Raw genomic sequence first — 16,080 nt, forward strand, 5'->3', positions numbered from 1 at the left:
TCATTAGAAACTCTCAAATAGTGTCTTCATGGAGCTCCCATGCGGACATTTTTCACCAGAAATTCTCAAATAGTGTCTTCATGAAGCTCCCATGCGGTCACTATTCATTAGAAATTCTCAACTAGTGTCTTCATGGAGCTCCCATGCGGACATTTTTCACCAGAAATTCTCAAATAGTGTCTTCATGAAGCTCCCATGCGGTCACTATTCATTAGAAATTCTCAAATAGTGTCTTCATGAAACGCTCATGTGGACATTCTTCATTAGAAATTCTCAAATAGTGTCTTCATATGAAGCGCCCATGCGGACATTTTTCACCAGAAATTCTTAAATAGTGTCTTCATGAAACGCCCATGCGGACATTCTTCGTTAGAAATTCTCAAATAACGTCTTCATGAAATGCCAATGAGGACGAACTTCTCCAGCACCTAACGAAAGCTGTCCTCATGACCGTTCAAAATCAAATCACTCAATGATCCAATCCTTAATCTCGAAATCTTTTTGGGCTAGTTTTTCTTCCACTAGAAAATCCTTCGTTCCATCAAGTAACGCTAACCCATCATCCGTAAATGGTTCTTCTTCGATCCACTCGATTGGAGCAGTCTCCTTGATTAACTCTGGCGTCGTTTGGGAGATTTCCGCCATCAGCTCATAATACTCATCTTCATGTTGCTTCAAATCATCTAATGATTTCTTAATCGCTTCATTCCAAACCTTCGGGAAGTCCGGGAATTTTTTCAAAAATTCTCCGGAAGCAACCGTTACACTTGTACCAAGTAAGTCAGGATGAGATAAAGCATCATCTAAATGAGTGAAGCCTTGTTCAATTTGAGCAAGAGCATTCACACCGCTATTCGTCATCGCATCAACCTCTCCACGTGTCAAAGCAGCTTCCCCATCTGGACGAAGCATGTGCACCAAGTTATAGTTTTTCACGCCCTCCTGCTGCAACAACCCAATCACATAACGGTGCATAAAAGAACCCTTTTGAATCGCAATTGTTTTCCCTTCTAACTCTTTAATCGTTTTCGGGCCATCCTTTTTCCCAATTAAATATCCAACATTGTTCTTTGATGGCTGCGCAATTAATCGCGTATCTGCACCAGAAGATTTTGCTAAAATTGCAGGCGTGTCTCCCAAACTACCAAAATGCAATCTTCCACTAATAAGCGACTCATTTAAATCTGGACCGTTTGGAAAAGCAGTTAGTGTAATTTCAGTGATGCCATGCTTTTTTAACTCTTCTTGAATAATTCCTTTATGAAAGCCCCAACCTGCAGCCCCTGATGGAAGATTGAGTTCATTTAAGCCAATATAGCCATAGTTCAAAACGCTCGGAATCCCGTTTTCACTTGATTCTCCCAACGTTTTCTCACCATTGCTCGTTTCCGAAGAACAAGCTTGAAGAAGAACCAAGAATACAAATACGGTTATGATTTTATAAGCAATTGCTGGATGTTTTTTTATAGACATGACCCTCTTCTCCCACCATCAAAATTTAGCTCGTTTATATAATTCATAAATATACCCATGACTTGCCACTGGCGTTCTCTTTGGTCCCCAACCCACTTTCTCGCGGTAGCTTCCAATTAATCCTTTGTTTTCCACAACCGCTTCGGTGATTGACACATTCCAATCAGCTTGCGGAGCCACATATAGAGCATCTACGGGGCAATATAGCTCGCACATAAAGCATGTTTGGCAATCATCCTGTCTGGCGATTACTGGGATATCATTATCGACTTTATCAAAGACATTCGTTGGACAAACTTTGACGCATAGATTGCATTTCACACACTTTGACTCGCTGACTAGTTCAATCATTTTAAAATAGCCTCCTGTTCCACAGGCTTGGGTCTTACGGAAATTTCGTCTAGTCCACTGCTGATTAAGCGATAATGCTGATTCGCATCAATTTGTGGAAAATCGATTCGTTTATGCATCCCTCTTGTTTCCTTACGATTGATGGCTGCATTGAACATATGGCGAGCTGTTAACGTCATTGCCACCGATTCACGCGCTTTAATCGCGTTACCTTCTATCGAAATCGAACCGTTTCGAATATCCTTCCAAAGATCATCCAGACGGTTAATTGAACCTGCTAACTTATGCTCAGTACGGAATAAATTACGGTCATACGGCATGACTTCTTCCTGAACAGCACGAACATATTCCGCCGTCTTAAATGTAGAATTTCCTACTGTTATTGGGACAGACGACAGGCCTTTCAAATCACGGTTCCCTACACCTGTTCTTTGCGCATATTCGGAAGCCCCTTTTCCAGCCAATGTACCTGAAGACATCGCCCATGCTGCGTTATGGCTTCCTCCTCCAGTAAAACCTCCGCAAATCAATTCACGAGTGGCAGCATCCCCAGCTGCATATAGCCCTTGTACCAATGTTTTCATTGTTTCATCAACAATTTGAATGCCTCCTGTTCCACGAACCGTTCCTTCTAAGCGCAGAGTAATTTGGAATTTATCTTTAAAAGGATCAATACCCAATCGATCGAAAGGTAAGAAAAAGTTCGTTTGGCTTATGCGCAAGAAAGGACGAATTTCTTCTGGTGCTTGGTCTAATACCGCAAAAACTTTGATTCCTTCCGATATTTTTTTCGCAATCACGGAGCGACCTCGTTTCGAACCAGCACCTTCCACAATTGAACCATCCTCATAATAGAAGCTGGCGTAGCTATAATAAGCTGTCTTCGTAACCGAAGAGAAAATCGGTGAAATCGCATAAGCATTGGAGAATTCCATTCCGGAAAAATCCGCCCCTGCTTCAGCCGCCATTAAATAGCCATCTCCCGTTAACACGTTGCATCCAAGTGCCTTACTTAAAAACGCGCATCCGCCACTGGCAATAATGACAGCACCCGCTTCAACCTTCCACGTTTCACCGGTTTGCTGGCGAACCCCAACAGCTCCTCCAACTCCATGTTCATCAGCCAATAGCTCTAATGCTGGGGAGTGATCTAGAATCTTAACTCCTGCTTTATGGACAATCTTTCTCATCAAACGCATATACTCCGGACCCTGCAAACCAGTTTTATGAGGATTTCCTTCTTCGTTTAATGGAAAAGGATAGCCCCAAGCTGATAGTTGATTCATATTTTCATAGGTTTGATCTAATACCCGGTTCATCCATGTATCTTCTGCCAACCTACCCCCTAACTCGAATCGGCCAAGTTTTGCTTTCGTTCTAGATTCTTCATCAGGATTCACATACCAGACACCAGTTCCAGACGGAGCAGTCGCTCCACTTGTTCCGCAATATCCCTTATCAACCAAGACCACCTTTGAACCTTTTGAAGCAGCAGTTAGTGCTGCCCATGTTCCAGCTGGACCACCACCAATAACGAGCACATCCGCTACTAGCTCAATATCTTTTTTCATAAAAATATCCTCCTCGGAAACTTTATTTATATGGATACCCTCTTCAGTGGTCTGGTCAAGAGTGATCAATTAACCTTGATAACTATCACGCCAGCTTAATAGCTTTCTTTCTAAAATGCGTACAAACGAATCAACCAATTTTCCAAAAACAGCAAAGATAATGATGCCGACAAAAATGTATTCCGTCACCGAATTTTGTTTTCCTAGATTAATAAGAAAACCAATTCCAGCCGTGGAACCAAGTAATTCTGCAACAACTAGCCCTAACCACGAAATCGCTAAGGATAAACGAAGTCCGAGTAAAATATTTGGTAAGGCAGATGGTAAAATCAGATTGAAGATTGTTTTAGCACGATTAAATTCTAAGACCTTTGATACCTCGATTAACTTGTTATCCACATTGCGAATCCCCATAAATGTGTTGAGATAGAGTGGATAGAAAGCTCCTTCGGCAATAATGACGATTTTCGATACTTCCCCAAAGCCAAACCAGAGAATAATTAAGGGTGCCAATGCTAAACCAGGCATCATCCTCAGCAACTGAACCGTCGGATCCAAGACGTATTGCGCTTTATAAGAGAATCCTGTTAATAGACCAAATAATAATCCCAAACTTCCACCAACAAGAAAACCAATCAATGCCCGCCGAATGCTAACCCCCAAATGCACACCAAGTTCATTTGAAGCAATAAGGTCTCCAAAGGTTTGTAAAATGGCTGTTGGCGTCGGTAAAAAAATCGGGGACACGATATTCAGTTGCCCAACGATTTGCCAGATTGCCAGAATGATAATTGGAATGGCTGCTCCTATGACAAAATCATTTCCTTTCGTGAATTTCCATCTAAACTTTGTCCTGTTCCGCCCAATCTCGAGCGAATTGACTTGTGTTTTTACCTGCTCACTCACTGAATTCCCCTCCTTTATCCTTGGTAGCTATCCTTCCAACGCAGCAACCATTTTTCTAATAAACGAACAACCGTATCCGTAAACACACCGACTACAGCAAAAATGGCAATGCCTACAAACACGACCGGCGTATTGTTAAACTGTCTTGCATCTGACATTAAATACCCGATTCCTGAAGTGGCAGCCATTAACTCTGCTACGACCAACCCCACCCATGAAACACCCAGTGACAACCGTAACCCCAACAAGAGATTTGGTACGGCAGACGGAATGACTAGTAATCTCACAAGCTTCCAGCGATTAAATCCAAGTGTTCTTGCCACTTCGAAAAGTTTATTATCAACGCTACGAATACCTAAATAAGTGTTGATATATAAGGGAAAGAAGGCTCCCTTGGCTATCAAAAGGACCTTCGATTCTTCGCCAATTCCTAGCCATAAAATGAATAACGGCGCCACTGCTAAATGGGGAATCATCCGAATCATTTGTACGGTTGGATCAAGTGCTTTTTCGACTGGTTTGGATAACCCCACCACGATGCCAAATAGCAACCCTAGCCCACCCCCAATGAGAAAGCCAATCACCATTCGCGTTACACTGATTTGGAAATGCTCCATTAACAACCCCGAGGTCGTTAGCTGAATGAACGCTCCAAAGATTGTAGCCGGAGTTGGAAATAACATCGTCGAGATATATCCGAGCTGACCGAACACTTGCCATAGGAGTAAGGCTCCTACTGGTAAAACCGCTCCAAGTAAATAGATAACGAGCTTACTATTCTTTCTTGGGCTTAACTCCACTGATGATCCATCCATCGAACGTCCCCTCCCTTCTTTTTAAAAAGCCGATTGTAAGGCTTCAATTTTTTCAAACTCATTGACGACTTGAAGACGAATCTCTTGGAAACTTTCAGATGTCTTTTTACGCGGAATCGGTAAGACGACTGGGACAATATCCTGAATGCTTCCCGGTCGCGGCTTCAAAATCACTATGCGATTTCCAAGAAAGACCGCTTCATCAATATCATGGGTCACAAAAATCATTGTCGTTTTATTCTTTTTCCAAATATCCAATAGAACCTCTTGCATATGAGCACGAGTAAAAGCGTCCAATGCACCAAACGGTTCATCTAGCAACAAGACTTTCGGATTTCTCAGCAATGCTCTTGCGATGGCAACACGTTGTGCCATTCCTCCGGAAAGCTCCCTTGGATACGATTTTTCGAAACCAGTCAGCTTAACAAGATTGATTAATTCATCCACTTTTTCACGTACTTTTGGGTCACGGATATTTAAGTCGGCTGCAATGTTTCGCTCGACATTTAGCCAAGGGAACAATCTTGGTTCTTGAAAAATATAGCCTTTATCAATTCCTGGTCCCTTCACATTTTTCCCCTCTAACAAGAACTCACCCTGATAATCCAAATCTAACCCCGCAATAATCTTAAGCAGTGTGCTTTTTCCACAACCACTCGGTCCAATCACGGTAATAAATTCACCTTCCTGAATGTCCAGATTGATATTTCGAAGAGCCTGAACTTGATCCTTGTTCGTGTGAAACGTCTTACTTAATTGATTGATAGACACAATTGAATTCGACATACAATTCTCCTCTTCATTTGTCATTAAAAAAAGACTTTAATTCAGCGTTAAAAAAGCACTGAACTAAAGTCTCTAGTAGTCTAGTCGACATAAGATAACTTCCCACGGTCCGAAAAACAAAAAGGAAACACATCAAAATTGCTGTGCTTCCAGTTGACTGGTAAACGATATTAAATTCTTCACCACTTAAATCCGATAATTCCAATCAGATTAATTTATAAAAAGAATATTAACACATTGGAAATGGGAAGTAAACTCCCAAAAATTTAAATTTTCAAAATAAGATAAAAGTCTGTGCTGGGCTTATGATAAAGGGCTTAGGCATCTCTTAAAACAAAAAACAGGCAAAGAAATTTCTCCACCTGTTCCAAAAAATTTAAGCTTCTACTATTTGGGCCCCTTGCTCATTCAACACCACTTTTTCATTCTCAGCGAGATTCGTCATAACAACAATCGTAATGATGGAAGGCACTTTATCTCTAATCCCCGCAAAGTCGACCTCCAATAGCTTTTGGCCCTTTTTCACGGATTGGCCATCGGTTACGTACGAAGTAAATCCTTCACCCTGGAGATTGACCGTGTCCAACCCAACATGGATAAGAATTTCTTTGCCATTCGTATCCTTAATTCCAATAGCATGCTTCGTTGGAAACACATTAACGATTTCCCCATCGACCGGCGAAACAACTGTGCCGTTGGTCGGAGCAACCGCAAAACCATCTCCAAGCATTTTTTGAGAGAATACCTCATCTGGAACACGTTCTAACGGAAGGATTTCTCCTTCAAGCGGACTCTGAATCAGTATCTCTTTCTTTTTTCTCTTAAAAAACATATCTATCCACGCCTTTCTATCATTCTAGCTACACTTTCTGCAGCAAACGTTAAATTTTCTTCACCTTGCTTAAGTGCATCTTCTAAAGAACATACTCCTCTTAAAATCCCAACAATGGATGTAAATCCATGCTCATATAGCTTTTCAGCACCTTCGCCAATTCTTCCAGCAAACGCCACTACAGGAATCCCGTGTTTTTGAGCAAGCTTCGCCACCCCATAGGGCGTCTTTCCAAACAAGGTTTGACCATCAATGCTTCCTTCGCCGGTAAATACATAATCAGCCCCTATGATTCGATCCTCTAGACTAATATAGTCAATGACTAAGTCGACCCCTTTTTTCAATTCCGCATTTAGAAAAGCCAACAATCCTGCACCGAGTCCACCGGCAGCACCAGCTCCCTCGATATCGGAAATGTTTTTCGCTAAAAGGGTTTCGATTACTTTAGCATAATGAGCTAGGTTTTGATCCAATTGCTCAACCATTTCAGGAGTAGCACCCTTTTGTGGTCCAAATATTACAGATACACCATTTTCTCCTACAAGTGGATTGCTAACATCACAAGCAACATCAATTTTTACCGTTGCTAATCTTGGATCTAACTCACTCACATCAAACGTATGCAAACGACCTAATGCTCCACCACCACGCGGAAGATCCACACCTTCTTTGTCTTTAAAGGACACACCTAACGCCTGAAGCATACCGGAACCACCATCGTTCGTTGCACTACCCCCGATCCCTAGAAGAATTCGGCTCACGCCTAAATCTAGCGCATGTTTGATCATTTCGCCTGTACCATAGGTTGTTGTCAACAGTGGATTACGGTCTTCTGGCTTCACCAATGGTAAGCCGCTGGCACTAGCCATTTCCATCACGGCGACTAGTCCATCGCCAAGCAGACCATAATGTGCCAACACTTTATCTCCAAGTGGCCCAGTCACTTCAGCCTCGATCATCTTTCCCTTCGTCAAACTGACTAGTGACTCAACTGTACCTTCACCACCGTCCGCCATGGGAACGATTTCACAAATCGCGTCAGGAAACACCTTGCGAATGCCTGCTTCCATCGCAAGCGCTGCCTTCTCCGCGCTCATACTTTCTTTAAAAGAATCCGGTGCTAATACAAATTTCATTGCTACACCTCCTCGTTGTTTATTTATTCAAAAAAACTTGTTCATATCCTAAAGCTAGTTTTTGAAAAATACCTTTTCTAGAATTCTAACAAACTTTATCCTCATCGGTCTTGCATGAAGACAACTATTTCAAGAATTCTACTAATTATGTCCGCATGAACGCTTCATGAAGACAACTTTTGCAAAAATCTCGTAAATCTTGTCTTCATGAGCAATCATTCATCAAGATACCTATTTTTTAGAATCCTATAAAGAATGGGAAGACATCTCTGCCGTCCCATACGCCAAACTATACTAATTTACTTTACCGTTTCTAATTCTCTTTCAGCTTTCTTTAACTCAGGGAAAAGGTCGCCGTTTGCTTCAATTAACGCATCAAGAACCTGGCGTGCTTGTTGAGCAGATACAACTGTGCGGTTCAAGGTTAACGCTTGAAGTGCCTTTTCATATGAATTTTCAAGATACGCTTCAACTGTTAGTTGTTCGTATGCATTTTGACCTTCGATTAAGCCTTTATGGAATGTTGGAATTTTACCAACAGCAAATGGCTTTGGACCATGAATCGTTAATGCAGCCGGTACTTCAACCATCGCATCATTAGGAAGGTTTTCGATAATGCCATTGTTTTCTAAAATAACAATGAATGTCTGACCCTGGTTGTAAGCAATAGACTCAGCTACGATAATGATAAACTCACCATGAGCATCATTCGCTACAACATTAGAATCCTGTGAAGTTCCCGCTTCCGCTACGCGTTGGCACTCTTCGAACACTCGCTTTTCTCTTCCAGCCATAACTTCGTTCGCACGAGTAAATTCAGGGTTTAATTTCTTTAGTACTTTATCTGGATATAAATAGTATTGTAGGTACGTGTTCGGTAAGTAACCAGGGAAATCACGAACCATTTGCTCTACCATTGCATATGTTTCGAGCCATGATTTGTCACGTTGCTCGTAGTCAGCTGGACGGAAACCGCCAGAAAGAATCATTTGCTCTAGTTCTGGTAAGTAATCTTTACCGTCTTTATCATATAGGTGAGTGAACCAGCCAAAGTGGTTTAGTCCGTAATACTTCGGTTCGAAATCACGTGGGCTCATCCCACCAAGAAGTCTTCCATAAGAACGAAGTAAGTTCTCTGGTTGGTCACAGATATTTAGAATGCGCTTGTCTTCTGGGAATAATTTTTGAATCGCAATCGCGACAATCGCTGCTGGATTTGTATAATTTAAGATCCAAGCCTTGTCCGTCTTCGCACGAACATTTTCAACAATTTCAGCCATGTCCTTAATAGAACGCATTCCGTAAGAGAATCCACCAGGTCCACATGTTTCTTGACCGATTAGCCCTAAGCTTAATGGAATTTTCTCGTCTTGCTCACGCATTGCATAGCCGCCTGTACGAATTTGACAGAAGACAAAATCTAAATCATCGCGGTATGCCTCTTCTTTATCTGTAGTATAATGAAAATCAAGTTCAGGATATTCTTCTTTAAATAGCACCTTTGCATATTCGCCGATTACACTTTGGCGCTCTGCATTTGTGTCTAACATCACAAGGCGGTTAATAGGAAATTGTGTTTTGCGATTTGCTAAGCTCTTTAATAAGCCTGGTGTCCAAGTGCTTCCGCCGCCAACGATTAATACATTAAATTTTTTCATTTATCATAACCTCCACTGGTGAAATAGAAATTTTGAAACGCTTTCTTGTCATCATCATAAACCCGTTTTTCGTGGATATTGAAAAAGTTTCAAAATGTGAAATAAGTTTGCTTTTCATTCAGATAGGAGTAAAATAAGAGAATTTTGAGGTGTCATGGATGTATCGATTTTGGATTAGACTTCTTAGTTTTATTGAACATTGCGAGGACCGCTCCTCAACTGAGGCCAATATTGCCGACTTCATTTTGAAAAATGCCAAGGTTTTTCCGGACATGTCTATCTATGATGTGGCCGAGCAATGCCATACCTCACCAGCGTCCATTAGCCGATTTTGTAAAAGGATTGGCGATATTAGTTTCAAGGATTTGAAAAATGCCTGCATTGATTACAATGAAATGATCGAGCATGAAATGAATATAGAGGTTAGTGCTGAGACAGCGAATATTTTCTCCATTCCCGTTTACTTTGACCACATTATTAAGTCATTGAAAGAAACGGAACAGCTAGTCGACCAGGCTGCGATCGAAAAAACGTTGAATTTAATCAAACAATCCAATAAGATCGCTTTTTTTGGCGCAACCTATTCACAAATTGTAGCGAAAAATGCACAAATCAAATTCACGAGATTGCAAAAATACTGTTCATCTTTTAGTACAGAGGAAAGTCAGTTAATCGAGGCAAAATCTTTGTCCAAAAATGATCTGGCCTTCATCATCTCTTTCTCTGGTTCTACTAAGCATATTCAACGAGTGAGCAAGGTGTTGAATCAAAAGAAGATTAAGACAGTCATCTTAACATCGGACCCAAAAGCAGAAATATGTAAGCATGCAGAGGTTGTTTTACAGGTTAGTAAGATTAAGAGTGAACATTTCAATTCACCTGTTATTCAGGAATATGCGATGCACAGTGTCATTAATGTGTTGTACTTAACCTATGCCCAACAGCTCCTGAATAAAGAGAGCTAATGATTATACAAAAATTAACCCAAATAGGAAATCATCTTTTAAAAAGTTTCAGAAATTGAAACTTTTTCTGTTTCTTTCAGAGTGCATGGTACTATGCATTCAGAAAGCGTTTCAAGAAAGCGATTACAGATACCCGGGACTTTCGACAATCGCAAATATATCAGAGGTGATAAGGATGAGCAAAAATCAATTGTTTTCTTCCTTCCAGCAGCTAGGTAAAGTATTAATGACACCAGTCATGATTTTGCCTATTGCCGGAATTTTAATGGGGATTGGCTCCGCTTTTACCAGTGTGTCCGTTCAACAAGCAATGCCGTTTTTAACGAATGAATTCGTTGTGATAATCCTGAAATTATTGAAGGATGCCGGAAGTGTCGTATTTGATAACTTGCCAGTTATTTTCGCGATATCCATTGCAATCGGTTACGCCAAGAAGGAAAAAGGTGTCGCAGCACTATCTGCTTTCCTAGGCTTCATGGCTTTTAACAAAATCATGAGTAGCTTACTCATCAGCCTTGAAAAATTAGATCCAGCAGCACTTTTAACTGGGCAAAAATTGATTCTCGGAATCCCTGCCCTTGATACTGGGGTATTCGGCGGAATCATTATTGGTTTCGTCGTGGTAGCACTGCATAATCGCTATTATAATATTATTTTACCACCGATTTTCTCAATCTTTAACGGAACAAGATTCATTCCAGTTGTATCTATTCTTGCAGCAATTGTACTTGGAGTTATCACTGCCTTCATTTGGCCAAGCTTCCAAGCAGTATTAATTCATCTTTCAGACTTAATCAAGTCAACTGGAGCAGCAGGAAGCTTCATTTACGGTTTCACAGAACGTTCCTTGCTTCCATTCGGATTGCACCATTTCGTATATCTACCGTTCTTCTTTACAAGTCTTGGCGGATCAATGGTTATCGATGGGCAAACGGTCGAAGGTTCTGTAAATATCTATCAAGCAATTCTTGCCTCAAAAGATGCAATGTTTGATATTGATGTGACTCGCTTTGCGATGAACGGAAAAGTACTATTTGCCATGTTTGGTTTACCTGCAGCAGCTTTAGCAATGTACCATATGGCGAAGCATGAAAATAAAAAACGTGTAGGAACATTAATGATTGCTTCCATCATTCCATGTATCTTCATGGGAATTACAGAACCAATCGAATTTGCTTTCCTATTTGCAGCTCCACTATTATTCGGAATTCATGCAATATTTGCAGGTCTCGCTTACCTACTAGCGTATGTATTTGAAATTAATATTCCAGGTTCCAGCGCGTTTGGCGGACCTTTTATCAGCTTTATCTTTAACGGTGTGATGCAAGGAGCAAAAGGCTCTAACTTCATCTGGGTACCTATCTTAGGGATTCCATATTTCGTAGCTTACTATTTCTCATTCCGCTTTGCGATTAAGAAGTTCAAGCTTAAAACACCTGGGCGTGAAGATGAAACAGTTAAAGAAACAATCGACGGTCAGTTATCACAAAATGATTTAATTTTTGATATTATCGAGGCATTAGGCGGCAAGGAAAACATCATCAACGTTGATGCTTGCTTCACCCGCTTACGTGTAAAAGTAGTCGACAAAACAAAAGTGGCTAATCTAGCCCATTGGAAAACACTCGGTGCAAACGGGTTTATCATGGTAAGTGACGGCGTTCAAGTCATTTACGGACCAAAGGCCGACGTCTACAAAACAAGCATTCGCGAAGTGCTTGGCGTGGCTTAAGAGATTCAACCTCATAAATAAAATGGAGAGGATATCAATTACATGATATCCCCTCCATTTTTTTGTTTTAAAATCAGGTAATCGTAACACCGTTTGACAAAATCATAATTTTAGGCAAAGATTTGAATGAAATAGGGCTACTTGCCAAAGACCAAGGAGAAGATCAATATGTCCGTTCCATTAACCAATAAAACAACAGAAAGAAAAAAACGTGCTGTTTCATTAGATCTAGCCCGAGGTGCTATGTTACTGCTCATTGTCCTCGCACATGCCCCACTATATTTGTACAATTCTGAACCTGGGATCATGCAAAGGGCGGAAAGTCTAAACTTTTTTGATCAAGTCGTAAATTTGTTCGGCATGTTCTTTATCGATAACCGAGCAAGACCAATGTTTGCCATATTATTAGGCTATGGTTTGGTACTAGCATTTAATAGTCAAATCTCTAAAGGAAAAAGTGAAAGAGAGGCCGTAAAAACGATACGACGACGTTCCTGGTATTTGATTCTATTTGGGATCCTGTTAGCAGTCTTCATTGGCGGTCAAGATATTCTAATGGCTTACGGTTTAGCTGGACTTCTCGTTAGCTGGGTATTAAAACGTCAGATTAAGACACTAATACGAACTTTTACTATTATTACTTTCATTTATTGTGTTACCACCCCTATAATATGGGGCTTCAACATGCTAGAAATCGGAAATTATGGTTTTCCTCCAGAGGTTTCAGCTACAGACACATACCTAGTTACACTGATGGGAACGCTGTTTTCTTTACCGATCATTCCGCTTATGATTCATCTGATGTTCCCCATTATTCCTTCCGTATTAATAGGAATGTGGATGGCTAGATATCAGTTATTAACTAAACCTGAACAACATATTAGAACACTTTCACTCATATCCCTAATAGGATTGACAGTCTCCTTAATTGGAGCATTCCCTTTATCCTTTTTAGGAAGTGTGTGGCACCCTAGTTTCTTTATCGCAGGTTTAACCTATGGCCTCCACATGTTAACAGGAATTGCTGGAGGATTAGCCTATGCTGCGATATTCGGAATAATCGGAGCCATGCTAAAAAAGCCTGCACTCTTTAGCTATTCTTTAATGGCTTTAGGAAAACGTTCATTAACATTCTATGTTTGGAATGAGGCCATGCTTGTTCTATTCTTATCACCCGTCGCACTAGATATAGGAGGGCAAGTGAGTAACGGTATAGCTGCTATGATTGCCGTTGGGATTTGGTTCCTTTCTGTCGTTATAGCAACTTTATTAGAAAAAAATAATCTGAATGGTCCACTGGAGATATTATTAAGACGATTGGTATATAAGAAAAAGGGGATTCGAAATATCTTGTAGAATCCCCTTCTTTTTGCTTTTCGATTATACGATTTGAATAATATCTTGATCTAAGCTTTCTACGCCTTCAGTAAAGGTCAATCTTGTTTTAAAACGATATGAAATATCTTCTGTCGAGATTTGCAATGATGTTGGAAGTATGAATGAGAATGGTATTTTATTTGATGCTTCTGATTCAAGTGATCGCGAAGTCAAAATTGAAGTTGAATCAACTATATGTTCTGTTCCGTTCTCAACCTTTACCAAATCGCAATCAATTCTCTTCAATTGCTGATCAATTAATCCACCCTTGAGTAGAAAGTATCCAGTGATTTGTTCACCAGGTGTATACGTTTCTTTCTCTAAAATTAAATCGATTTTTGCTGAGCCTATGCCCACAAGAGACATGAATTTTCTTAATAACAATTTTTTGTCCTCCAATTATTTTATAAGGCTCTTTTCTCAAACTTTGTTGCTTTTGGTGCAAATAATCAATGAATTAATCTTTGTTTTCAGTGATAACTGATTGCAAATCAATGAGAAAAGAGCTGGCAAACTAGTTACGATGTACCAAATGGCTATTTCTACGTTAAAATCGGCTGATAGCCAGCGGCCGCTGGCCAACGGCAGTAGGATTTTAACAACAGTTTTTTTTCGTAAGAAAATAAAACAATCTTTACGAAAACAGCCTTTTATAAAAATAGAACCTCTACCAGTTCATTTGGTAGAGGTTCTTTAAGATCCAAAAAGACCTCTACCAATAGGTAAAGGTCTTGCTAACAACCTGTGTGTAACAAGTTACACACTTGCTGCCAACAAAGCCGAGAGTACAAATACTCCGTAATGACGACTTTGCTGTAAAAGCTACTCCCCTTTAGGGAAAAATAATTTATCAATTAAATTAAGATTACTATACAAGCATATTAGTAAAGCTGTCAACAGAAAATTTCACGTTTACTGGGTAATTTAACTCCCCAGCGCAAGCGCCTCAAGCTTTTCTTTGACACGGCGTTTCTTATACAGCATTTTCCCCGTTTCCCCAATATCATGAATCATCGATTTATTAATAAAGGAACCAAAAATAATCCCTGCAATTGGAATCATCTGAAACAACTTTTTCCAGCCAAAATTGTCTCGGTAGGTCATGATGACCTCTCTCCAGCCTTGAACCTGAGATAGTGTTTCGTCTCTCGTTTCCACATCGGGGTCTGAATAGGCTGACAACTCCTTTAAAATCGCTTGCTTCCCAACAATGTCTGAAGAAGCAAATTGTAGACATTTGACGATGAAAATACGCTCCTTTTTATCATTTGGGTCGTATCCATAGGCGACGGCAATTTCCTGAAGTGTTTTAAGGGATATCCCAAGAAGGAGTGGAATATCAATCGATAAGGTGAAAATTCCCCCTATTCCTGTAGTGGCACCTTGTGTCATCGCGATGTTTTTTCGCGAACGAATTAATTCATCACTGACTTCATCCATCATCTGTATCGGTAATGCAGAAATGGACCCTAATGTAGCATCCTCAGCTCCCGTTTTACGATTGTATCTTTTTAGAACGTCCTTTTCATTTGACAAATATCGTCCACCCGTTTGCAAATAACTCCCCAATTCATCAAGGGCCTGCCCGATCTTGTTATGAATGAACTGCGGTGTAAGGCGATCCAGGATTTTAAAGGGAAGACGACCAAGCTTTTCCCAAATCCATAGACCCTTTTGTTCATTCTCCCAAATGTGGATGGCCTCTAATTCTTTTTGCAGCTGTTCTTTTGTTTCATTTCTCTCCACAGGAACTCTCCTTCTAACCTATTCTTCGAAATAACTTTATAAGCTTATGAACAAACTCTTGAAAATCCAATTGTCCATTCGGCGTGAGGTTATACCACTTTCTCACCGTTTCGATGAGCCATAAAGGCACTTCTCTGCCGTCTATTAATTCATAGTAATCTTCATAGCCTTTCTTTAAATAAGTCCAGCGATGATCATTTCCTTCTTTTAAGTATTCGGAAACATCAAGAAGCTTCCCTCTTCCTTCATGTAAAAGAATGTTTTTTAAATGAATATCTCTTGGGTTCAAGCCTTTTGATATGGCGTATTCACGCGCTTCTTCCACATCCCATATCACTTGTTTGGGGATATGTACCCCCTTTAACAAACAATCATAAAGAGTAATCCCTTTCTCATAGCTCAAAATAAGAAAATTACTCCCTGCTCCATAGTAAATGGGAAAAAAGGGAGATTCACCCAGATGTTCATAAACCTGCTTCTCCCTTTCCATTGTTTCTAGCTTATCATCACTAAAAACCTTATACACATAGCGTGTGTCATCTTCTATTTGAAAAACTGCAGCATCTGTACCAATTCCGACACATTTTAATACTTCGGAAAAACCTTTAACAATTACAGGGTCATTATCTTTGGTAGAAAGGACTTGAATATCTTTTAAAACTTCCTCAATAGTATGATGCTTCAATTCTTCACCCCTATATGATCAGTCGAATAGTTAATATTTTTCCCAAT

At 40.2% G+C, this 16,080-nt stretch carries 14 protein-coding genes and 1 pseudogene; 3 read left to right on the plus strand and 12 right to left on the minus strand.

Translation table 11 applies throughout. The annotated features are described in order from the left end of the window. Positions 1-465 precede the first annotated feature (465 nt). From FA727_RS20955 to FA727_RS20995, 9 genes and pseudogenes are all read right to left on the minus strand, one after another. Positions 466-1,473, minus strand: a complete 1,008-nt coding sequence (locus FA727_RS20955) for an ABC transporter substrate-binding protein (RefSeq protein ID WP_136833441.1) — start codon at positions 1,471-1,473, stop codon at positions 466-468. 18 nt (positions 1,474-1,491) lie between these two features. Beyond that, the gene (locus FA727_RS20960; protein ID WP_136833442.1) at positions 1,492-1,824 is read right to left on the minus strand and encodes a 4Fe-4S binding protein; all 333 of its coding nucleotides are present in this window, start codon (positions 1,822-1,824) and stop codon (positions 1,492-1,494) included. Beyond that, positions 1,821-3,395: an FAD-dependent oxidoreductase gene (locus tag FA727_RS20965; RefSeq protein WP_136833443.1), complete on the minus strand. Its 1,575-nt coding sequence runs from the start codon at positions 3,393-3,395 to the stop codon at positions 1,821-1,823. Before FA727_RS20965 ends, FA727_RS20960 begins: the two co-directional genes overlap by 4 nt. Before the next feature lie 69 nt (positions 3,396-3,464). After that, complete coding sequence (locus FA727_RS20970; protein ID WP_136833444.1) at positions 3,465-4,301, minus strand: ABC transporter permease; 837 nt, start codon at positions 4,299-4,301, stop codon at positions 3,465-3,467. A 14-nt stretch (positions 4,302-4,315) separates the two neighbouring features. Next, positions 4,316-5,116 carry an ABC transporter permease gene (locus FA727_RS20975; RefSeq protein ID WP_136833445.1) on the minus strand — a complete coding sequence of 267 codons (801 nt, stop codon included), beginning with the start codon at positions 5,114-5,116 and terminating at the stop codon, positions 4,316-4,318. Between the two features lie 21 nt (positions 5,117-5,137). Next, positions 5,138-5,902, minus strand: a complete 765-nt coding sequence (locus tag FA727_RS20980; protein WP_136833446.1) for an ABC transporter ATP-binding protein — start codon at positions 5,900-5,902, stop codon at positions 5,138-5,140. 376 nt (positions 5,903-6,278) lie between these two features. After that, positions 6,279-6,701 (minus strand): annotated as a pseudogene (locus FA727_RS20985) (PTS sugar transporter subunit IIA); the annotation flags it as partial. A 35-nt stretch (positions 6,702-6,736) separates the two neighbouring features. Beyond that, positions 6,737-7,870 carry a glycerate kinase family protein gene (locus tag FA727_RS20990; RefSeq protein WP_136833448.1) on the minus strand — a complete coding sequence of 378 codons (1,134 nt, stop codon included), beginning with the start codon at positions 7,868-7,870 and terminating at the stop codon, positions 6,737-6,739. A gap of 299 nt (positions 7,871-8,169) precedes the next feature. Next, positions 8,170-9,528 carry a 6-phospho-alpha-glucosidase gene (locus FA727_RS20995; RefSeq protein ID WP_136833449.1) on the minus strand — a complete coding sequence of 453 codons (1,359 nt, stop codon included), beginning with the start codon at positions 9,526-9,528 and terminating at the stop codon, positions 8,170-8,172. Between the two features lie 158 nt (positions 9,529-9,686). On the opposite strand from FA727_RS20995, the gene FA727_RS21000 reads away from it, so the two are divergent. The 3 genes from FA727_RS21000 to FA727_RS21010 all read left to right on the plus strand — a co-directional run bounded on the left by FA727_RS21000 (position 9,687) and on the right by FA727_RS21010 (position 13,581). Beyond that, positions 9,687-10,493, plus strand: a complete 807-nt coding sequence (locus tag FA727_RS21000) for a MurR/RpiR family transcriptional regulator (RefSeq protein ID WP_136833450.1) — start codon at positions 9,687-9,689, stop codon at positions 10,491-10,493. Between the two features lie 175 nt (positions 10,494-10,668). Beyond that, a complete protein-coding gene (locus FA727_RS21005) occupies positions 10,669-12,225 on the plus strand; it encodes a PTS transporter subunit EIIC (RefSeq protein ID WP_136833451.1) in 1,557 nt (518 codons plus the stop codon). A gap of 168 nt (positions 12,226-12,393) precedes the next feature. Continuing rightward, the gene (locus FA727_RS21010; RefSeq protein ID WP_136833452.1) at positions 12,394-13,581 is read left to right on the plus strand and encodes a DUF418 domain-containing protein; all 1,188 of its coding nucleotides are present in this window, start codon (positions 12,394-12,396) and stop codon (positions 13,579-13,581) included. A 24-nt stretch (positions 13,582-13,605) separates the two neighbouring features. Here FA727_RS21010 and FA727_RS21015 read toward each other — a convergent pair whose 3' ends face one another. The 3 genes from FA727_RS21015 to FA727_RS21025 all read right to left on the minus strand — a co-directional run bounded on the left by FA727_RS21015 (position 13,606) and on the right by FA727_RS21025 (position 16,033). Further along, positions 13,606-13,986 (minus strand): sporulation protein, encoded by a 381-nt coding sequence (locus FA727_RS21015; protein ID WP_136833453.1) that lies wholly within the window; start codon positions 13,984-13,986, stop codon positions 13,606-13,608. A gap of 540 nt (positions 13,987-14,526) precedes the next feature. Further along, entirely contained in the window at positions 14,527-15,348 is an 822-nt protein-coding gene (locus FA727_RS21020) for an EcsC family protein (RefSeq protein ID WP_136833454.1), read from the minus strand. 13 nt (positions 15,349-15,361) lie between these two features. Further along, positions 15,362-16,033 (minus strand): protein kinase family protein, encoded by a 672-nt coding sequence (locus FA727_RS21025; RefSeq protein WP_136833455.1) that lies wholly within the window; start codon positions 16,031-16,033, stop codon positions 15,362-15,364. Positions 16,034-16,080: the final 47 nt, after the last annotated feature.

This window comes from Robertmurraya kyonggiensis (assembly GCF_005116465.1).
Classification (GTDB): domain Bacteria; phylum Bacillota; class Bacilli; order Bacillales; family Cytobacillaceae; genus Robertmurraya; species Robertmurraya kyonggiensis.